Source organism: Devosia sp., assembly GCF_048261455.1.
Taxonomy (GTDB): Bacteria; Pseudomonadota; Alphaproteobacteria; order Rhizobiales; family Devosiaceae; genus Devosia_A.
In genome coordinates this window covers 263,831-283,978 of sequence record NZ_JBLXGA010000002.1, presented here as the reverse complement: position 1 = coordinate 283,978, position 20,148 = coordinate 263,831, and the positions used below count along the sequence as shown (strand labels likewise).

The 20,148-nt window shown below is 62.6% G+C and carries 19 protein-coding genes; 10 read left to right on the top strand and 9 right to left on the bottom strand.

Going from position 1 to position 20,148, the window contains the following annotated elements; translation table 11 throughout:
• Positions 1–62: 62 nt before the first annotated feature.
• Together ACN0TK_RS03395 and ACN0TK_RS03390 are read right to left on the bottom strand one after the other, a co-directional pair.
• Positions 63–935 (bottom strand): hypothetical protein, encoded by an 873-nt coding sequence (locus ACN0TK_RS03395; RefSeq protein WP_417308033.1) that lies wholly within the window; start codon positions 933–935, stop codon positions 63–65.
• A 12-nt stretch (positions 936–947) separates the two neighbouring features.
• Complete coding sequence (locus ACN0TK_RS03390; RefSeq protein WP_417308032.1) at positions 948–1,259, bottom strand: hypothetical protein; 312 nt, start codon at positions 1,257–1,259, stop codon at positions 948–950.
• A 362-nt stretch (positions 1,260–1,621) separates the two neighbouring features.
• Between ACN0TK_RS03390 and ACN0TK_RS03385 the strand changes: the two genes are divergently transcribed.
• Both ACN0TK_RS03385 and ACN0TK_RS03380 read left to right on the top strand, forming a co-directional pair.
• The gene (locus ACN0TK_RS03385; protein WP_417308031.1) at positions 1,622–2,200 is read left to right on the top strand and encodes a tyrosine-type recombinase/integrase; all 579 of its coding nucleotides are present in this window, start codon (positions 1,622–1,624) and stop codon (positions 2,198–2,200) included.
• A gap of 251 nt (positions 2,201–2,451) precedes the next feature.
• On the top strand, positions 2,452–2,673 hold the full coding sequence (locus tag ACN0TK_RS03380; RefSeq protein WP_417308030.1) for a hypothetical protein: 222 nt from the start codon (positions 2,452–2,454) through the stop codon (positions 2,671–2,673).
• Positions 2,674–2,742: 69 nt separating this feature from the next.
• Here ACN0TK_RS03380 and ACN0TK_RS03375 read toward each other — a convergent pair whose 3' ends face one another.
• The 5 genes from ACN0TK_RS03375 to ACN0TK_RS03355 form a co-directional block, all read right to left on the bottom strand.
• Positions 2,743–3,309: a hypothetical protein gene (locus ACN0TK_RS03375; protein ID WP_417308029.1), complete on the bottom strand. Its 567-nt coding sequence runs from the start codon at positions 3,307–3,309 to the stop codon at positions 2,743–2,745.
• A 4-nt stretch (positions 3,310–3,313) separates the two neighbouring features.
• Entirely contained in the window at positions 3,314–4,687 is a 1,374-nt protein-coding gene (locus ACN0TK_RS03370; RefSeq protein WP_417308028.1) for a type IV secretory system conjugative DNA transfer family protein, read from the bottom strand.
• 10 nt (positions 4,688–4,697) lie between these two features.
• Positions 4,698–5,972, bottom strand: coding sequence for a relaxase/mobilization nuclease domain-containing protein (locus ACN0TK_RS03365; protein ID WP_417308027.1), 1,275 nt, complete (start codon positions 5,970–5,972; stop codon positions 4,698–4,700).
• On the bottom strand, positions 5,969–6,322 hold the full coding sequence (locus ACN0TK_RS03360) for a hypothetical protein (RefSeq protein WP_417308026.1): 354 nt from the start codon (positions 6,320–6,322) through the stop codon (positions 5,969–5,971). Before ACN0TK_RS03360 ends, ACN0TK_RS03365 begins: the two co-directional genes overlap by 4 nt.
• A gap of 117 nt (positions 6,323–6,439) precedes the next feature.
• Positions 6,440–7,381, bottom strand: coding sequence for an AraC family transcriptional regulator (locus ACN0TK_RS03355; protein WP_417308025.1), 942 nt, complete (start codon positions 7,379–7,381; stop codon positions 6,440–6,442).
• A 110-nt stretch (positions 7,382–7,491) separates the two neighbouring features.
• Here ACN0TK_RS03355 and ACN0TK_RS03350 point away from each other — a divergent pair, with 110 nt between their 5' ends.
• From ACN0TK_RS03350 to ACN0TK_RS03340, 3 genes are all read left to right on the top strand, one after another.
• Positions 7,492–7,860, top strand: coding sequence for a hypothetical protein (locus ACN0TK_RS03350; RefSeq protein WP_417308024.1), 369 nt, complete (start codon positions 7,492–7,494; stop codon positions 7,858–7,860).
• Positions 7,861–8,156: 296 nt separating this feature from the next.
• Positions 8,157–9,464, top strand: a complete 1,308-nt coding sequence (locus tag ACN0TK_RS03345; protein ID WP_417308023.1) for an alpha-L-fucosidase — start codon at positions 8,157–8,159, stop codon at positions 9,462–9,464.
• A 4-nt stretch (positions 9,465–9,468) separates the two neighbouring features.
• A complete protein-coding gene (locus tag ACN0TK_RS03340; RefSeq protein ID WP_417308022.1) occupies positions 9,469–11,469 on the top strand; it encodes a DUF5107 domain-containing protein in 2,001 nt (666 codons plus the stop codon).
• Here the strand turns inward: ACN0TK_RS03340 and ACN0TK_RS03335 are convergent.
• The gene (locus tag ACN0TK_RS03335; RefSeq protein WP_417308021.1) at positions 11,466–12,470 is read right to left on the bottom strand and encodes an N-acetylglucosamine kinase; all 1,005 of its coding nucleotides are present in this window, start codon (positions 12,468–12,470) and stop codon (positions 11,466–11,468) included. The two genes, ACN0TK_RS03340 and ACN0TK_RS03335, sit on opposite strands and share 4 nt — an antisense overlap.
• Positions 12,471–12,577: 107 nt before the next feature.
• Here ACN0TK_RS03335 and ACN0TK_RS03330 point away from each other — a divergent pair, with 107 nt between their 5' ends.
• The 4 genes from ACN0TK_RS03330 (at position 12,578) to ACN0TK_RS03315 (ending at position 17,627) form a co-directional block, all read left to right on the top strand.
• Positions 12,578–13,537, top strand: coding sequence for a MurR/RpiR family transcriptional regulator (locus ACN0TK_RS03330; protein WP_417308020.1), 960 nt, complete (start codon positions 12,578–12,580; stop codon positions 13,535–13,537).
• Positions 13,530–14,279: a sugar isomerase domain-containing protein gene (locus ACN0TK_RS03325; protein ID WP_417308019.1), complete on the top strand. Its 750-nt coding sequence runs from the start codon at positions 13,530–13,532 to the stop codon at positions 14,277–14,279. Before ACN0TK_RS03330 ends, ACN0TK_RS03325 begins: the two co-directional genes overlap by 8 nt.
• A 67-nt stretch (positions 14,280–14,346) precedes the next feature.
• Positions 14,347–15,723 carry an N-acetylglucosamine/diacetylchitobiose ABC transporter substrate-binding protein gene (gene ngcE, locus ACN0TK_RS03320; RefSeq protein ID WP_417308018.1) on the top strand — a complete coding sequence of 459 codons (1,377 nt, stop codon included), beginning with the start codon at positions 14,347–14,349 and terminating at the stop codon, positions 15,721–15,723.
• A gap of 11 nt (positions 15,724–15,734) precedes the next feature.
• The gene (locus ACN0TK_RS03315) at positions 15,735–17,627 is read left to right on the top strand and encodes an ABC transporter permease subunit (protein WP_417308017.1); all 1,893 of its coding nucleotides are present in this window, start codon (positions 15,735–15,737) and stop codon (positions 17,625–17,627) included.
• Positions 17,628–17,809: 182 nt separating this feature from the next.
• Here ACN0TK_RS03315 and ACN0TK_RS03310 read toward each other — a convergent pair whose 3' ends face one another.
• Positions 17,810–18,469 (bottom strand): DUF1028 domain-containing protein, encoded by a 660-nt coding sequence (locus ACN0TK_RS03310; RefSeq protein ID WP_417308016.1) that lies wholly within the window; start codon positions 18,467–18,469, stop codon positions 17,810–17,812.
• Positions 18,470–18,607: 138 nt separating this feature from the next.
• On the opposite strand from ACN0TK_RS03310, the gene ACN0TK_RS03305 reads away from it, so the two are divergent.
• The coding region (locus ACN0TK_RS03305; protein ID WP_417308015.1) for an ABC transporter substrate-binding protein at positions 18,608–20,148 on the top strand (1,541 nt) is incomplete at its 3' end.

Here is a 20,148-nt window from a genome sequence, read left to right as displayed (position 1 = left end):
ACTCTGGCGATAACGCTTAGTGGCGGACGCCGCCCATGAGATCGGCGCCCGCCACGGATGACCTATAGCTGCGGCGCACCTTCTCCGGTAACCCCGTTGGCCTTCTGATCCAGCATATCGCTCAACATCTGGTCCAGTGTGCGGGCATCGTGCATCTGACGTGCGTAATCGGATGCTACGATCTTTAGCTCCCTCACCGTGTTCGCATTGCTCCCGTAAAAGATGATGAACTGTATGCCGCCGATGCAAACATCCCAGCCCGGGTTGCCTTTTCGGATGCCAGGTTCCTTGAAGTCGTAAGGTTCGGCATATCGGCCATGGTCGACCAACAGAAGACAGGGATTGATGTTGACGGGGTTCGTGCCCGCAAAGCCCCGCTTGCTCACATCCTGATCCGGAAAGTAATCAATGGGGCGCTTCTCCCACGTGTAGGTAATCTCGTCCCGGTTCTGATGCGGATACAACTCGACTAGCGTTGCCCTGCCATACTTTTCGGCGATGGATTGCCGCAACGCTTCCATTGAGGCTTGTTGGCCGTTCGGGTAGCGGATGGTGCGCTCGATCTTCCAAAGGCGACCGCCCGTGGCGTCGGATGTAAAGCGCAATATGATGTGCTCGGTGGTAGCTTGGCCAACGCCGCCTTCGGCACCATAGGTGTAGGCGAACTTCACCGCATTCCCCCGGGTGTCGCGCAACGTGTATTCGGTTGCATAGGTCTCTAGATCGAGCCCAGGGATTGCCGCCTCGAACAGGGCGATGGCTTCATCGCGCGGCGTCCCGAACGGCACGCCGAGAATATCCGGCGGATTGGCGCCATAGCCTTCCGATGGCGCTATATCCTCAATCGTCGGCAAGATGACGGCGTCTTCCTGTGCGAGCACCTGGTGGCTCGCGCCCATCATGACCGCGAGCGCGGTCGATCTCAGCAGTTTCATGGTGTGTCTCCCTTAGCGCACGCGGTCCATCTGCCAGCCGTCGGCATTGAAGAACCGGGCCTTGTCCCACTGGCCATGTTGTTTCTGGCCGCCAATGACCGCGTTAAGGCGGTAGTCGCAGATGAAGCCGGGCTCACCCTGTGCCTGGCTGCAACCGCCTTTCTCCACGGAGGAGTCGGCGAGGATCTGGTCGAAGTTGGCGGGAACGCCCGCGAGCTCCGCCGCAGCCAGCATTTGCAGATAAAGATCGTTGTTGCTCCGCAGGGCCTGTTTGATTTCATTGGCACCGGGCTCGCCCGAGCACGCCGACAAGAGGAGTGCCATGGCTACCGCCCCGACACGTGTGGTCGTCTGATTGAGTATTCTCACCTTGAGTGATCTCCGCTGGAGGGTCGCGACCCTCTGGAATCCGGATGGCCTCAGACTTGTTCGAGCCTGAGGCCATGTGTTTGGAGGCGAAAACGGTGGTCGGGCGGAGTGTGAACAGACTTGCCCATTCTGTTTAAGGGGCTGATCCTGCTTTGAATTTAGTTGTCGCGGCGGAGTAGGGGATATATAGTAGGCGGCAGAAGTCGGGCCGGAACCGCTTGTTTTCTGCGGCGCTCCGGTCACCCGGCTACCGGCGTGAACGAAATGGGCAAGACTGTGCTTTTTGATCGGCGTAAGGCCGAACCAAAAGCACAGAAATGAACCAGCACTTCTCCCCAGACTGGAGCCTGCGCGCGCGATCAGGCGGACGAAAATACGTCACACCAACAGAGCGCCAGCGCTTCCTCCAGACAGCCCAGACCTGCCCAGACAGGCGCGTGGGGCTATTCTGCTTGCTTCTGGTCTATTCCGGATGCCGTCTGTCAGAGGCATTGGCCGTCACAGCGTCATCATTGGATGCCGCCGAGGGCTGTATCGCTATCCGGTCTTTGAAGAAGCGAGGAAGTGTCGTCGTGCGGGAAGTGCCGATCCCCACAACGCTCATTCACGAGCTCCTGGCATTGCAGGTCATGGACGACGCCGACCGGATTTGGCCATGGTCCCGGACGCATGCCTGGAAACAGGTCAAAGCCATCATGAGCGCGGCCAGCATATCAGCAGGACCGCATGCGAGCCCAAAGGGGCTGCGTCACGGATTTGGCGTGCATGCCATCAGAAGTGGCGTGCCGCTCAACCTCGTTCAACGCTGGCTCGGTCACGCCAGCCTGTCCACGACAGCGATCTATGCCAATGTTCTGGGTCCGGAAGAGCGGGAGATTGCCGGGCGTATGTGGTGAGTTCACCGGTAGCTGGTCCTCGGGCGGTCCCAGGCAAGGTCCCGCGTTCGGCTTGGTATGACGGGAGTGACTGACCGGGGCGGTGACCTGTTCAACCCGGCTCGCTTCCGCGTCTTCGCCTTGTGCAGCTCCGCCCCCTAACGGGTTCACCCTTGGGCGAAGGGTTTGAACCGCTCTCCTATGCCCCGGTCTTGATTGTCTCCGTCAAGCCGGGCGCGGTGCCTGGCAAAAGTCCAACGAGGAGACATACCATGATCAAGAACACACCAGAAAAACGCCTGCCAACCCATTCCATCTTCCAGGTCATCGGCGAAGGCGACAATGCCCGCTGGATCAGGGTAGGTGCTGGGTGGAGCCACCGGAAGGACGGCAAGGGCATGAACCTCGTTTTTGATGCCTACCCGGTCGTGGGTCGCATCGTCGTACGCGAGGTCCCACCAGCCGAGCCGTCCGGGAACGCCGCAACGAACTGACCAAAGCTTGGGCCGCATCATTCTAGAATGATGCGGCCCACTATCAATCTGATCGCCGATGTCGTGCTGCTAGCGGATCAGGGTCACGACGGCTTCAGCCGTTCGTCCCTCTCCCAGGCTTGAGCGGAGTGCAACAAGCGCCCTTGTAAGACGAGTCGTCACTTCAAGCGCATCTTCATCCGAGAGCCCATAGCTGAACACCACGCTTTCTCCGTTCTGCGTTATCAGTCGGACTTCGAAGTATCCCTTCGCGAAGGACATCTGTCGTGCCTCGATATTTGCGATGTCAGCCTGCGAGATATCAAGCCGCTTGATGTCGTTCCGTACGGGCAAGCCATATGGCAGCTTGATATCGTCCCCTGCGGCAAAAACGATTGAACGGTGACGCCTGGGCAAAAGCAGAGATAGTCCGCCGCCTATTGGCATCAGTGTCAGCCACACGGTAGCGATCTGCACGCCCGCGCTTGGCCGCCCCATGAAGGCCAAGGTGAAAAAGCCACCCACCAGCGCAACAAGGAGCCACAAGGTCACCAGGCCGCGCGGCGTCGCCGACGATTCTCGCCATTCCCCGCCAACCGCGACCAGCCGCCCCGAGGCGTCTCGCTCTTCGATGTTCTTGTAGAACGATTTGCTCATGGTCTTACATCCTGTTGAGGTAAATCGGCGGACGACCGGGCGAGAGGATCAGTTGCCGCCCCGTCTCCCTTGAAAAGTGCCGTCGCAATTCAGCGGGCTCGAGCAGCCGCACATGGCGCCATTGCTCACGCTGGCCGATATCGCCGTTGCTCATTGCGCTGGCGGACACCCGCACGCCCTGACGTTCGAGCACCATGGCGTTACCCATTGCCTGGGAGAGATATTCAGCGGTGCCTGCATCGGCGACGGCAAGCGCTTGGATGATTCCGGCATTACCAAGAAACGTCTCCCAGCTGTTCTTGTAGAGCGCCTTCAGCTGCCCGATGTCCTGAAGCACGATCCACAATCTGAGCCCGAAACCGGCCATATATCCGGCTGCGACTTCGATGCTGCGCATGTGCCCAAGGGCGGCAAACTCCTCCAATACACACAGAACGGGCGGCTTGCCGCGATCGGTGGGCACCGCTTCCATCGCCGCGACGGCTTGCTGAATGATCAGCCGCAGCCAGCGATGGTGCGTGGCCATCCGTGTCCCTGGGAGCACGAGATAGACCGTGGTGGGGCGGCGCTTCAGATCCTTCAGAGAAAAGTGTGACGCACCGCTTGAGCCAAGAATGTCGTCCAGTGGTGCCGTCTGTTCCTGGGCCGATGACAAAATTTCCTGAAACTCCCGCTCCGAGGTGCGGAACTTGCCCAGAAACGACGAGCCTATGCGCGAGACGATCCCGCCAAAGGCCTTGCTGGTCTGCATGTCGATGAACAGCTCCTCAAGTGCGAGCTGGTCGCCACACAGCGCATTCCGCAAATCCGCCAGGGTCGGAACGATCTCGGCGGTGCTCAACAGATGAAGCGTGATGCCCCGCACCAGATTGCGCGCCGCCGCCGTCCAGTGCGTTTCCTTTTCGGCATCGATAATCAGCGCATCGGCAAGCTGCGCGGCATTAGGTGCTACCTCGTGCTCACCCTCGCCCAAATCCGCCAGCGGGTTGTAGGACGCGGTCGGCACACCGGTAATACCGAAGGGATCAAGAACGTGAACGTTCTGCCCCATCGCCGCCCGAGCCGATGCCGTTGCAGACACCAGCTCGCCTTTGGGATCAATGACGATCACCGAGCCCGGATAAACCAGAAGGTTCGGGATCAGCGAGGTGCGGGTCTTACCGCCGCGACTGCCCGCGATGGTCGCGATATGGCGGTCATCGTCGATTCCTACTTTCCAGGTGGCATTATCCGTTGGCCAAACGCCGAGAAGGATGCGGCCCGGTTTCCAGGTCCAGACAGACGGGTCTAGCTGCCAGGGATGGCCCCAGGTTTCGGATGGTGCGGATTCCTGTCGGCCTTCAATGCCGGACCCGCGCGGAGGAAAAGTCTGCTGCATGGCGTGCTCCTCACATTTGCAGCGCGGGACCACGCGCCCGCTCGCGATCCGGGCGCTGCGCCTGTTGACGCTCCGTTCGATGCCCGAGAATCTTGGAAATCCGCTGCACCAGGTCGCGGCGTTCCTGCCGCTGGCGCACGAGGGTCGTCTCAAGCTCAAGCTGGAGGCCGCGCCGGTCCTTGAGGTGCATGTTGGTCAGCACTTCTCGCAGTGCCCGGTCGCGCCGGTAGCACTCGAAGGCTTCCCGCTCATTCCGCTCGCGTATGACGCGCGCACGCCCTATCAGGATATCGATGGCCCCACGCACGCCGCCGCGATATCGCCCGGCGCGCGCTTGCTCCTCTTCTTTCCGGCGCTTGCTAAGACCACGCTCAAGGCGTGTTCGTTCGTCACGCTGTATTGCCGCCATGGCCTTGATGCGGTCGCGGATATCTGCGGTCTCGCTGGTCTGAGCTGCCCGCGCCTCACCCAGATGCTCACGCATGCGCGTGTCCAGCTTCTGCGCGATCTCGTGCTTCCGCTCCTCGACGCCCGGAAGGTTGCGGGGGTGTCCCAGCCGCATTTCGACGTCTTTGGATTTCACGCCCGTCCAGCGGGTGAGACTGTAAGTATCGCCTTCGATACCGACGGCCACGAAGCCGCGCCGATCGCCTTTGGCCAGATAGAGGCCATGCTCTTCGAGAGCGGCGCTGAAGGATTTTCGATCATCCGAACGCTGCCAGGCGCTTTGGAATATCTGCTTGATTTCGCGTGGATCGCGATCTGCGCGATCAGCCTGCTTGAGTTCAGGCAACGTGTAGTTCAAAGGATTGCGCCAGTTCTCCGAGCGCATTCCACGCGGCAGCTCCCAGCCGTGATCGAGAAACAGGTCGCGCGCCACGTCCTGCAACTTCATCTTGAAGTGCGGGAGGTTGATCGCCTTCATTTCGTGGCCGTCGATGCGCGACCAAACGCAATGCGCGTGACGACGCCCGTTCTTTTCATGGAAGACAATGGCGCGCGGCTGTTTTTCCAAGCCGAGCTTCTTCTCCACCCGCGAGATGGCATCCTCGAACATGTCGAGGGAGACCTCCGCCTGCGGCGGCGGGTTCAGGCTCAAGGAAAACAGGTACTGGCTGCACTTCGTGCCCGCGCTGATGGCTTCAACTTCAGCCATGGCCTCGCGCAGATCGTGGGAGATGAAACCCCGAACTTCGTGCAGCCGGATATGATCGTTATGGCCTTGGGCGAGAAGGTAATTGGCCATGGCCTCGCCACCGCCGCGCTGCGACGCTTTGAGGATCATGGCGACTGCTCCGACAGGGCACTCAGGAGCAACAGCCGCATGGCAATGACAGCTTCACACGCCTCAGAGATGCGCCGGATCGTATCGGGATCGTTGTCGAGGCTGTTGCTTTCGGCAGCCCTGGCAAGCACCTCCAGCTTGCTCATGACCTCCGCCTCGCCCAGCCGGGCGAGCACCTGCGCCAGTAATTCCGGGTTGGCGGTCCATCCCTGCGATTTGAACAGGGAGCGCTTGATGTAGGTCGAAAGCGGTGTGGTGCCCGCCTTTCGGCGGAGCATGCCCAGCTCGGCTTCATTGAACCTTATTGAGATAGGGCTGGCGCGCTTCGAAGCCTCGGATTGGCGGCTCATGGCCGCAACTCCGGTGCAATCGCCTTTATTTCCTTATTCCACCGCGCCAGCTCGTCGAAGAGTGCTTCGGAGTTCGAAGCAAAACCTCGATTCTCCGCCATTTTCTTGTTCAAGACATCAGCTTTGCTGGATTCGCCCATTCATCGCTACGGCGCCATTCTGGGCAAATGATTGCGCGTGACGGCGGGGCGTGTTGCCCGTGACGCGTTTGAAGGCCGTCCTGAAGGCGCTTTCCGACTCATAGCCGAGAGCTTCGGCAATCGTGCTGATGGGTTCGCCGAGCTCCAGTCTGCGCCCGGCGAGCAGCATCCGCCAATGCGTGAGATAGGCGAGGGGGCTTTCGTCGACCAGCTGTCGAAACCGCGCCGCAAAGCTGGCGCGCGACATGCCGGCCTCGGTGGCGAGCGTCTTGACGGTCCAGCGCCGCGAAGGCTCGCGATGGATCGCCTTGATGGCGGCCGCCACCCGTTGATCCGATAGCGCGAAAAGCCAGCCGGTTCCCGTGTTGTCCTTGAGATAGAGGCGGAGCGCCTGGATGAAGATCATCGAGGCGAGCTGCTGGGCGATGAGGACGCCGCCCGGCTTGAGACCCGTCAGTTCTTCCCGCATCCGCGCGAACGCCCAGCGCAGCGTTTCGCTGTCGGTTTCGCTGCGCACATGGATAATTGGTGGCAGCAAGCGGAGCAACATCTCCGCCTGTGGCCCGGCGAGGGCAAAGTGACCGCCGAGCACCGTCACACCGGAGCCCTGATTGAGTTTCACGACCGCACCTTCTGTGGCGTCGAGGAAGTAGCGCCGCCAATCTTCTGGCGGCAGGCTCAGGTCGCTGGCGATCCGGAACGGCTGGCCGCGCGGCAGCATGAAGCAATCGCCCTGTTGCAAGAACACAGGCTCGCCCGTGCCCTCCACCGCGATCCAGCACGCGCCGGCGGTGACGGCGTAGCATTTGATGGCCTCATAGGCGTCGAAGCCGATGGACCAGTTCCCACCCGCTTCGAAGCCGCCCACGAGATAGCTCCGAAGTCTGAGAAACGAGACGACATCGGACAAAGGGTCCATTTGGACGATCTCCAACAAAATCCGGATCTTCGCGAATAGTACGTCCGAAACGCGATGCCTATGACTCGCGGGTCTCGCTGTCCAGCAGCCATTGATCAGGGAGTTTGACTTTGACTTTTGAGATATTGGCCCTCGTCATGACGGTCGCGTGCATCGTTCTGGGCGCCCGCTTCTTCGCCTTCGGTGGGGGCGTGCTCAAGGAATGGGGGCTCGAGAGCACCACTGGCGCTCTCATCCTGTTTCGCCGGATGGGCGTGATGTATTTCGGCCTCGCCGCGGCATTCTTCCTCGGGCGGACAGCCGGCCCCTCCGAGATCCGTTCGGCAGTGTGCCTGATCCTCGGCGGAACGGCCCTGCTGCTTGCCGGTCTTGGCGTTTACGAGTTCCTGGCCCGGCGTGCCACCGCGGGCATTTTTCGTTCCGCCGTCGCGGAGGCGGTACTCGGGGCAGCATTCATCTGGGTGGGGTTGGTCGGGTGACACACGCTGCCGTTGGCCTGCTGCGCACGCATTGCGGGCCGAAGGCTCCGGCAGACGTCGCAGCCCGAGCACCGGAAGTCATCTTGGCTGGAACCGCACCCGCCTGACAATTGACCGAGCGTCCGATGCGCGCCCGCGGGTGTGCATCGGACGGCTGCAGGTGGTCACATTGGGCGAACGCGGCCGCAAAGAGCGGGGTGGGTTCGCTTCTCATTTCCTGCGGTGGAACGCCGCTGCCTTGAAAGCGGAATTGGGTGTGGTACGTACCATCTCAGTTTATGCCTTAGGACCATACGATGACCGACTCCGTTTCGCCCGACCTGTTTCTGCCCGACGAGAAAAAGGCATGGTTCAACCATGACCGGTTCGGGATGTTCATTCACTGGGGGATCTACGCGCTGGCGGCGCGGCACGAGTGGGTGAAGTCGCGCGAGCTGATCGACGACGCCGGCTATCAAAAGTATTTCGACAATTTCGATCCCGATCTCTACGACCCGCGCGAATGGGCGCGCCGGGCCCGCGAGGCCGGCATGAAATATGTCGTGCTGACCGCCAAGCACCACGATGGCTTCTGCCTGTGGGACAGCGCCACCACCGATTACAAGGCGACGAAGACCCCGCACGGCGCCGATCTGCTGAAGCCCTTCGTCGAGGCGTTTCGTGCCGAGGGGCTGAAGGTCGGATTTTATTACTCGCTGCTCGACTGGCACCATCCCGATTTCGGCATCGACATGTATCACCCGCTGCGCGACCGCGAGGATGCGGCGGAGCTGAACAAGAGCCGCGATATCAAGCGCTACGCGGAATACATGCGTCAGCAGGTCACCGAACTGCTGACCGGCTATGGCAAGATCGACATCATCTGGTTCGATTTCAGCTATGAGGGCCGCACCTACAAGGGCCTGCCGGGCAAGGGCCGCGAGGATTGGGAAAGCCTCGAGCTGCTAAAGCTGGTGCGCAAGCTGGCGCCCGACATCATCGTCAACAATCGGCTCGACCTGCCCACCGACAGCCCGGACATGACGACGCCCGAGCAATATACGCCGCGCACGCCGCCGATGATGAACGGCAAGGAAGTGACCTGGGAGATGTGCCAGACCTTCTCCGGTTCCTGGGGCTACTATCGCGACGAGGAAAGCTGGAAGAGCCCGGCGCAGCTGATCCAGATCCTGATCGACGGAGTGGCGCTCGGTGGCAATCTGTTGATGAACGTCGGGCCGACCGCCCGCGGCACGTTCGATCAGCGCGCCATCGACGCGCTCGAGGCCTATGGCAAGTGGATGCACCTGCATGGCCGGGCGATCTATGGTGCTGGACGGTCGGAGTACCAGGCGCCCGATGGCTGCCGCTTTACCCAGAAGGGCGACCGGCTCTACCTGCACATCTACAATTGGCCCAACCGCTACCTGCATCTCGACGGATTGGCGGGCAAGGTGAAATACGCCCAGCTGCTGAACGATGCGAGCGAGGTGCTGTGGATCGGCGCCGATGCCGATCCGCACTTCGTGCCGCCGGTCGGCGAGACGACGCTGACGCTCGATCTGCCGGTCAAGAAGCCGGATGTCGTCGTGCCAGTGGTTGAACTGATCCTCAAGGACGCCTGAACCGATGACCACCACCATCCGTAAGCACAGCGTCTCGCTGCCCATGGCACGGCTCGGTGCGCCGAGCAATCTGCCCCGCTTCCAATGGCAGCAGCCGATGGCCACCAAGCCGACGCCGCCGAATTTCGGGCTTACGGATGACGAGGCCCGGCACGGCTTCACCTGGGGGGAGGATTCGATCCTCCCCTATCAGGTCTCCGAAGACTATGACCGCACCCGGGTCGAGGCGGAGCTCAAGTGCATCGTCATCGACAACGGACGCCTGCGCGCGGTGGTGGCGCCTTCGCTCGGCGGCCGGTTGCTGGAACTCAAGGATCTCGCAACGGGACGCGACCTGGTGTTTCGCAACCCGGTGTTCCAGCCGGCCAATCTTGCCGCGCTCAATGCGTGGTTTTCAGGTGGGATCGAGTGGAACGGCCTGGTGCCCGGTCACACCCCCTTCACCTGCGCACCGGTCTTCGCCGGCATCCGCGAAACGGCGGATGGCCCGATCCTGCGGCTTTACGAGTTCGACCGGGTCGTCGAGGCGACCTGGCAGATTGATCTCTTCATGCCGAAAGGCGAAGCACAGCTGTTCGCGCATGGCCGGATGGTCAACCCGGCGGATGCCGAGCGGCTGGCCTATTGGTGGACCAATGTCGCTGCGCCTATGGACAAGGGCACCCGTGTGCTGAGCCCTGCCGACTATTCGGTTGAGCACATCTGGCCGGGCAATAACCTGGGGCGCTGCGACTTTCCGCGCGCCCCGAACGATCCGTCCTATCCGGACAATTGGGAGAACGCGACCTCGGTCTTCTTCCGCGCCCCTGATGCGCCGCGGCTGTTCATCGCCTCGGTTGACGGCGACGGCTATGGCCTCATGCAGACCGGGACTCGGGAACTTGCAGGGCGCAAGTTCTTCTATTTCGGCAATGCGCAGGGTGGCCAGAACTGGATGGACTACCTGTCCAATCCCGGTGAGGGCAATTACCTCGAAATCCAGAGCGGCGTTGCGCCGACCCAGAACCAGCGTTTCGCTCTGGCGCCGGGCGAGCAGCGCGAATGGACCGAAGTGTTCATGCCCATCCAGCTCGCGGCGGATACGGCGCACGCATCGGATTACGGCACGGCGGTAAGCCATGCCGCAGACGCGCTGGACGGCATGCTGTCGGCGGCGGCGCTGGCTGAGATGCATGATTTCCTCAGCGCCGAAGCGCGCCTGCCGCTGACCACGCGCCTGTCCTCGGGCGCGGCCTGGGGCGCGCGGCAGGAACAGCTGCTGGGTCGCGCGCTGGCCGAGGGACTGGATTTTTCGCTCGAGCGGACCCCGGACTTCTGGGATGCACTGGCGGCCAACGAGGCGATCGGCACGGAGCATCTCAAAACGCTGCCGGATGGCATTGTCGTTTCGGACGTCTGGATGAACCGGCTGACGGAAAGCGCCGCGGCACATGGCATGACATGGGTGCATGCGCTGATGCTGGCTGTTGCTGCGCTCGATCGCGGCGATCGCGCCGAGGCGCAGGATCAGACGCGGGCCGCCCTGTCGCTTCAGCCGAGCTGGCTCGGCTATCGGATGCAGGCGCTGCTGGATGCGGACGGCGACACCGACGCGGCGATGGAAAACTATCTGAAGGCCTGGGGCATGGGCGATGCACCGCCGGAGCTGGCGGTCGAAATCGCGCAGTTCCTGATGACCGCGGACCGGCCCGCCGAGCTCAAGCGCTTCGTCGATGCCCTGCCGGCGGACATCCGGGACAATGAGCGGATCGTGCTGGCCCGGGCTGTGGTTGCCGCCGATCAGGGTGCCTTCGATACCGCGGAAGAGCTGTTGCTGAGTCGGCAGTTCGCCACCATTCGCGAGGGCGAGACACTGCTCTCAGACATGTGGATCCGGCTGCGGCGCGGCCGCCTGGCGGCGGCGCTGGGCCGCACGCCGACGCGCGAGGAAATCAATGCCGATCTGAGTGCGCACCCGATGCCCAAGACGCTCGATCTGCGCATGCACGCGCTGGAAGACAGCTAGGCGCGGGCCCGCAGACCATGGGCGGCGATGGAGGTGATGACGCTTTGCACCATCGCCTCGTCGACCGTGACCTTGGCGCTGCGCAGCGCCAACACCACTGCGCCCACTGAGCCGTCCTGCACCAGCCGGATATCCGGGACCTGGCCGGCGCCGCGCATGATTTCGCTGATCCGCGACTGCAGTCCACTCAGATGCGCGACGATGCCCCCGCCCAGCACCACGGGTCCGGCAAGCTCCCGGTCGAAGACCATGGAGAAATCCTGCACCAGATAGTCTTCGGCCTGGGCGAGCAGCCGCGCCGCCACCGGGTCGGTGCGGTTGGCGATGACCATTGGTGCAAAGCGCGCCAGTTCGATCGGCCGCATGGCATAGATGGTGTCGACGAAATGGCGATAGGGGACGGGCCGTCCGTCCGGCAGCCGGTCGTCGTTCAACTCGATGCCCATATCGCCCAGAATGGCGCTGGTCAGGGCGGTCTTTTCACCGCGCCCTTCGAGGTCGGCAGTGACCGCGCGCGCCGCCTGATGGCCGAGCCAATAGCCGGAGCCGGCGTCGCCGAGCAGCCAGCCGGCGGCATCGATCACCGCGTCAAGCTCATTGTCGCGCAGCCGAACGGCGCCGGCGCCGGTGCCGCACACGATGCAATAGCCATTGGTGGCCGCCGTGACCGAGGCCACCATGGCCTGCAAGTCGCCGGTGAAGACCACGGGACCCGTGAGTCCGAGCGCTTTCAGCGCCGTCTCCAGCTGATCCTGCACCGCCTTGAACTTCGGCCCGGCCATCGCCAGCAGCGCCAGTTCGATCGTCAAGCCCGGCAGGGCGGCATCGGCAATGGCGGCTTCAACGGCGGCGACGATGGCCGCGTTCGCCAGATCCGGCGGGTTGGAGCCGGGATTGCCGCCGCGATTGCGGCCCTGACCCAGGCAATTGCCGGCATGATCGACCAGCGTCGCGCGCGAGGTGGACCCACCGACATCGATGGCGAGGAGCGCTGTTGTCATTTCGTCATACAACCGCTTGTCATGCGAGAACAGGATGGATAAGAATTGTTTTCATCCGATGGCCAGCCATCTTGAGAGCGATTTTCAAGGGTGAGTGCGTAACACACATGAATGCTGCCGCAAAGACGTTCAGTGTGCTGGATCGCATCGAGACCTACCAGTCTCAGATGCCCGCCACGATGACGAAAATTGCGGCCGTTCTGATGGATGATCCCAAGGCGCCGCTGCGCCTGTCGATCACCGAACTTGCCGAGCGCGCCGGCACCTCTGCCGCCTCCGTCACCCGTTTCTGTCGCATGATTGGTTACGCCGGCTACAGCCAGCTGCGCGTCGGCATTGCCGAGGATGTGGGCCGGGGTGGTTCCAAGGCGGCCTGGATCGCCGATATCGGTCGCTCCTTCGGGCCCGATGATCCGCCGGACGAAATTCGCGCGTCCTTGCTCAACACCCATACACTATCTCTGCAGACCACTGCGGGCCTGCTCGACATGGACGCCGCCGTCCGCGTCGCAAGCACGATCGGCAAGTCGCGACATCTCGATGTCTATGGTGTCGGCGGCAGCGCGCTCACCGCGCTCGAGGTCGAGGCACGGCTTTATCGCATCGGGGTCAATGTCCACCCCTGGGCCGAGGTGCACAACGGCCTGACCAGCGCCGCCATTCTCGACGACGACTGCGTCGCCATCGGCATCTCCAACACCGGCCGCACCGACGAAACCATCCAGATGCTGAGTGCTGCCAAGGCATCCGGCGCCTATACGGTCGCGATCACCGGCAACCCGGATTCGCCGATCGGCAAGATCGCCGACGACGTGCTGATCGCCGCCTCGCCCGATGGCTATCTGCAGCCGGCTGACCTGTCGGCGCGGCACTGTCAGCTGTTCGTCGTCGATCTGCTTTACCTGCTGATCGCGCAGGGGAATTTCGAGCGGACCACGCGCCTGCTTGCCGCCTCGGCCGCCGCCGTGGCGCCACGGCGCCGCCCTGCGCGCGGCATTGTCCTAGCGAATTACAACTCCCGTCCAGATGCGGGAACAACGTCCGAAAGTACGAAGACCTATGACTGACCTGAACGCGAAATACCTGAGTGAAGTCTCGACGCGCCTCGAGCAGCTGGCGGGCCCCAACCCGGCCATCGACGAGGCCGTCGCGGTGATCGCAGATTCGCTGGAAAACAACGGCGTCGTGCAGGCGTTCGGCACCGGCCACTCCGAAGCCTTCGCCATGGAAATCGCCGGCCGTGCCGGCGGCCTGATCGCCACCAACCGCATGGCCCTGCGGGCACTCGTCCTGCGTGGCGACTATGACGTGTCTGCACTGGGCGGGGCCGAGTTCGAGCGCGACTCCAATGTCGGCGCGAACCTCGTCGACCTGTTCGACGTGCAGCCCAACGACGTCTTCATCATCGCCTCGAACTCGGGCGTCAACGGCTCGATCCTCGGTGTGGCGCTCGCCGCCAAGGAGCGCGGCCACAAGGTGATCGCGGTCACCAGCATGGATCACACGATGAAGGTCCAGCCCAAGCATCCGAGCGGCAAGCGCCTCAGCGAAGTCGCGGACATTGTTATCGACAATCTGGCGCCCTATGGCGACAGCACCATGGCGCTCGAGGGTGGCATCGGCATCGGCGCCGTGTCCTCGATCACCGCAGCCTTTATCGCCCAGCGCATCACCATCGGCGTGGCCGAGACGATCCGTCTGCGCGGTAAGACGCCTCCGGTCTACATTTCGGCAAACATTCCGGAAGGTGACGAGCACAATCGTGCTCTTGAAGATCTCTACGGCGATCGCATCCGAAGGGACGCGTAAGCGGCTTGCGGAGCCGGTTGACGTGGGATGTAATACTTTTGTCTCTCGACATGGGAAGGGAACGAAAATGACTACCAAAACGACTTTCGACCGTCGCACATTCCTGCGCGGATCGACGGCTGTCGCAGCACTTGCACCGTTTGGCAGCCTGCTGGCATCGACCAGCGTGCTGGCCCAGGATGCGGCCAATCCGTTCGGCGTTGCCGAAGGTTCGACCGTTGACGCGGTGATCTTCAACGGCGGTTACGGCATCGACTACGTCGAATTTGCCGCCAACCTGATGAAGGAAAACCACCCGAGCCTGAACGTGATGGTGTCGCCGTCGACCCAGATCGCTCAGGAACTGCAGCCGCGCTTCCTCGGTGGCAATCCTCCGGACCTGATCGACAACTCGGGCGCCCAGGCCATCGGCTTCTCGGCTATCCTCGATCAGCTCGAAGACATGAACTCCGTGCTGGATGCCCCGAACCTCGACGGCGTCACCATTCGCGACACCCTGGTGGGTGGCGTTGAAGCGGCTGGCACGTTCGGCGACAAGTTCGTTGCGCTGAACTACGTTGTGACGGTTTACGCCCTCTGGTACTCGGCACAGCTGTTTGAAGACAATGGCTGGACCCCGCCGACCACCTGGGCCGAAGCCATCGAGCTCGGCAAGAAGGCCAAGGAAAAGGGTCTGTACCTGTTCGGTTGGGGCAAGGAAGCCGCCACCTACTACCGCACCACTGCAGTCGCTTCTGCGATCAAGGCAGGCGGCGACGAGGTCCGTCTGGCCGTCGAGAACTTTACCCCGGGCATGTGGTCGCTTCCTGCGTTCCAGTCCGTGTTTGAGGCGCTCTACGAGATCATCCAGGGCGGCATGATGAAGCCGGGCGGCGCTGGCACCCAGTTTACCGCTGCGCAGGCGCAGTGGTCGAACGACCAGTCCTTCCTGCTGTATCCGTCGGGCTCGTGGATCGAAAACGAGATGAAGCCGGCCACCAAGGAAGGCTTCCGCATGACCGGCATGCCGGAGCTCTCCGTCTCCGACGATGACGCCATGCCCCACACGGCGCTGCACGCCACTGCCGGCGAGCCCTTCATCATCCCGATGAGCGCGCTCAACGTGCCGGGCGGCAAGGAGCTCCTCCGCACCATGCTGTCGAAGGAAGCTGCGACCAACTTCGCCAAGACCAAGCTTGCGCCGACCATCGTCAAGGACACCGTGCCTGCCGACGGTTTCGGTTCGACGGCTCTCGTCTCGCAGAGCAAGCTTCTGGCCGATGCCGGCACCGACGTGTTCACCTGGAACTCGTTCGACCTGTATGGCACCAACCAGGACGAACTGGTCGTGTGGAACAGCTTCCTCGATGGCAAGCTGGACGTCGCGGCCTTCACCGAAGCGCTGGAAGCAATCACCAGCGCCGTCTACAACGATCCCTCCGTCACGAAAGTCGAAGTTAAGTAATGGACAGCACGATGGCGAGCGCGCCTTCCACGACGAAGCGCCGCTGGAAACTACCTAGCCTTGAGAACACCGGCTTCATGCTGGTGTTCCTGGGGCTTCCCTTGGCGATCTACGTGGTCTTCGTGATCTCGCCATTCGTGCAGGCCTTTTACTATTCGATGACCGATTGGTCGGGCTTTTCGAAGAATATGAACTTCGTGGGCCTGACCAATTATTTCACCCTGGTGCGAGACCCAGTCTTCACCAAGGCCGTGGCCAACTCGATCTTCCTGGTGGTGGTTCTGCCACCACTGGTCATCATCCTGTCGTTGACGCTCGCCACTCTGGTGACCGTCGGCGGCGGGACGATGGGCGAGGTGCAAGGCCTCAAGAATTCCGGTATCTACCGCGTCATTTCCTTCTTCCCCTACACCGTGCCGGCGATCGTCATCGGCATCCTGTGGGCGCAGATGTACGATCCCTCGAGCGGCTTGCTGAACGGCATCCTGACCGCGATGGGGTTCGACTTCTTCAAATCTTTCGCCTGGCTCGGCGACGAGCGCACCGCGATGGGTGCCTCGATCTTCGTCATCGCCTGGTCGATGGTCGGCTTTTACATGGTGCTGTTCATCGCGGCGATCAAAGGCATCCCGTCCGAGGTCTATGAAGCGGCGCGCGTCGATGGCGCCGGGCGCTTCCGCACGGCGATCTCGATCACCGTGCCGATGATCCGCGACAACATCCGCACCGCCTATGTCTATCTCGGCATTCTGGCGCTCGACGCCTTCGTCTACATGCAGGCGCTGAACCCCAGCGGCGGCCCGGCGAACTCGACCGTGGTGATTTCCCAGCACCTGCTGAACACCGCCTTCAAGAAGGGCAAATTCGGCTATGCGACCTCGATGGGTGCCGCGCTCGCGCTGATCACGCTGATCTTTGCAGCGCTGGTATTCTTCGTCTTCTGGTGGACCGGACGTCCGCCGAAATCGGGAAAGGTCACGACATCCAGCGCCCCGCGCGAAGTGCGCGCCGCGCCGACACAGAAGGCTGCCAAGCCGGTCGGCAAGATGGAACGCGCCCATGCGCCCAAGACCTTCTGGACCGACAAGAACGTCGCCCGGATCTCGCATGTCGCGCTGATCGCCTGGGTGGTCATCATCTGTGGCCCGCTGCTGTGGGTGCTGATGAGCTCGTTCAAGACGACGGCGGAAATTTTCCAGTCGCCGTTCACGCTGCCCACCACCCTCAATTTCGAGAACTACGTCTCGGCCTGGACCACGGCCAATATCGGCAGCTACTTCTTCAACACCATCATCGTCGTCGGCTTCTCGCTGGTCTTCGTGATGCTGCTGGGCTCGATGTGCGCCTATTATCTGGCCTGCTACGAGTTCAAGGGCAGCAAGGTCATCTACTACCTGATGCTCGCCGGCCTGACCTTCCCGATCTTCCTCGCCGTGGTGCCGCTGTTTCAGACCCTCAAGGGCTTCGGGCTGCTCAACACCTTCCCGGGACTGATCACCACCTATGTGGCCTTCGCGTTGCCGTTCACGGTGTTCTTCCTTTATGCCTTCTTCCGCACCCTGCCCAAGGAGATCGCGGAAGCGGCGGCGATCGACGGGGCCGGTCCGTGGCGCATCTTCTTCACCATCATGCTGCCCATGGCGACGCCGGGCATCGCATCGGTGTCGATCTTTAACTTCCTCGGTCTGTGGAACCAGTTCCTGCTGCCGATCGCGTTGAACACCAACACCAACAACTACGTGCTCAGCCAGGGCATGGCCTCCTTCGCCTCGCAGGCCGGTTATGCGGTGAACTTCGGTGCGCTCTTCGCTGCCGTGGTGATCACGGTGCTGCCGGTGCTCGTCACCTACATCATCTTCCAGCGTCAGCTGCAGGGTTCGGTGTCGCCGGGCACTCTGAAGTAGGCAAAGGCGCGCCGCGTCACCCGCGACGTAGCTCAAATGATCACGGCCCCGGCGCGGTACATCCGCTCCGGGGCCGCTTTGGTTTTTAGGGACAGGCAAATCACCTGAGGGCGAGGACCACTTCGGATGGCATGTCGCAGTAGCAGCCAGCCCGTGAGCTAGGTGCTGTCCGTCCGGGCGGACTAGTCGGCAGCAGTGTCCGTGCCACGGCGTGGCAGAGTGGCGAAGAAATCGGCGTAGGCGCCTGAGGTCGCTTCGGCCAGCAGTTGCGAGAGCCGCGCCATGGGCGTGTCGGAAACATCGACGCGCAGGTCGAGGTCGGGATAGGCCTCGGCGCCGAAAACGCGCAGCGCCGTCGAGCCGATGCCGCGGCTGTCGCCACCGGCGGCGGCCCCGGCCATGAGCGCGCGCAGCAGACCCTGCCCGAGGCCTGCCGACTGGTCGGCGCAAAAGGCGGCGAGCATGTCTTCGAGCACTTTGGGCCCGACCAGCATGTTGCCGGCGACCGCGACGTCCGGGGCGGTGAGGTGGCCGGCATAGGGCACGCAGTCGCCGCCGGTCCATCCGTCCACCGCGCCATCGGCATCGACAACGACGATCTGGCGTAGGCTGGCGTCAGGATCCCGGGACAATGCCGCCTTCAGCGCCGTGTCGACGGGCTGGTCGGCGAGTGCCGCCAGCGTGTCGACGGCCAGATAGGGATTGGTCATCGCCTGGGTCGCCACTGCGCCGACACCGCCCTTGCCGTGCGGCACCAGCGCACCGACCATCGGCCCCGCTGTCGCCGTAGCGACGCCGAGTGCGCCGGTGGTCGGGTCACGGGCGACTATGGAAAAGGTCATGCAGGCAGTCCTCGCGTCAAAACGTATTTATCATCATAAATTGACGGGTCCAAAAATTTATGATGATAAATTGGTAATGTCCTTTTCTCACGGTCCGCCATCGCGAGGCAAGGGCGAGGGAACGCAAGGAGGTTTCACATGATCCGCAAATGGAAGGGCATCGCGCCGCTGTTGCTCGCTGCCACCGCTCTGGCTCTGGTCTCTCCGGCCATGGCGCAGACGCCGCCCAATATTCTCGTTGTCGGCCAGATCGCCGAGCCGGCATCGCTCGATCCACACGTCTCGACGGCCGCCAATGACTTCCGCATCGCCGTCAATCTCTACGACGGGCTCGTGCGCAACAAACCCGGTACGCTTGAGATCGAGCCGGCGCTCGCCACCGACTGGTCGATCTCCGATGATGGCTTGGAGTACACCTTTAACCTGCGCGAAGGCGTCACCTTCCACGACGGCACCCCGTTCAATGCCGAGGCGGTGAAGTTCAACTTCGACCGCATGCTGGACGAGGATCATCCCTACGCCTCCACGGGTCCGTTCCCGCTGTCCTTCTATTTCTCCTCGGTCGAGAACGTCGAAGTGCTCGATGATCTGACGGTGAAGTTCACGCTCAACGAGCCCTTCGCGCCCTTCATGTCGAACCTGGCCTCGGCCACCGGCCTGATCGTTTCGCCAGCGGCTGTTGAAGAGTTCGGCGCCGACTATGGCCGCAATCCGGTCGGCACCGGCCCGTTCAAGTTCGAGGAATGGCAGTCCAACACCAGCGTCGTCGCCTCGCGCAACGAGGACTACTGGGATGGCGCGCCGCCGCTCGAAGCGGTGATCTTCCGCCCGATTTCCGACGCCAATACCCGCGTCGCGGAAATGCTGTCGGGTGGCATCGACGTGCTGCTCGAGACCCCGCCGGATAACGTCGCCCAGTTCCGCGACGACTCCAGCTTCCAGGTCGTCGAGGCCGTTGGCCCGCACGTCTGGTACGTCATGCTGAACGCCAAGGACGGTCCCTTCGCCGACAAGCGGGTCCGCCAGGCGGTGAACTATGCCGTGAACAAGGAAAGCCTCGTCAACGACGTGCTCCAGGGTACGGCGGACGTCTCGGCCGGCCCGATCCCGCCGGCCTTCAACTGGGCCTATAACGCTGACGTCGATCCCTATCCGTATGATCCCGACATGGCGCGCAAGCTGCTCGCCGAAGCCGGGGCAGAGGACGCCTCGCTGACCTTCCTCGTCACCGAGGGCGGTTCGGGCATGCTCGATCCGGTGCCAATGGGCACGGCCATTCAGGCCGATCTCGCAGCCGTGGGCCTCGATGTCGAGATCAAGACCTATGAGTGGAACACCTTCCTATCGGAAGTGAACCCGGGTCTCGAAGGCAAGGGCGACATGGCCGAAATGGCGTGGATGACGTCCGACCCCGACACGCTGCCCTTCCTCGCCTTGCGCACCGCCGCCTGGCCGGCCGAAGGCGGGTTCAATTCCTCCTACTATTCGAACCCCGAAGTCGACGCGCTGCTTGACAAGGCGCGTGTCGCGACCGACCGGGCCGAGCGTGGCGAGCTTTATAAGCAGGTCCAGGCGATCACCCATGAGGATGCGCCCTGGCTCTATGTCGCCAACTGGAAGCAGAATGCCGTGATCACCAGCGCCGTCGGTGATTTCGAACTGCAGCCGGACTTCAGCCT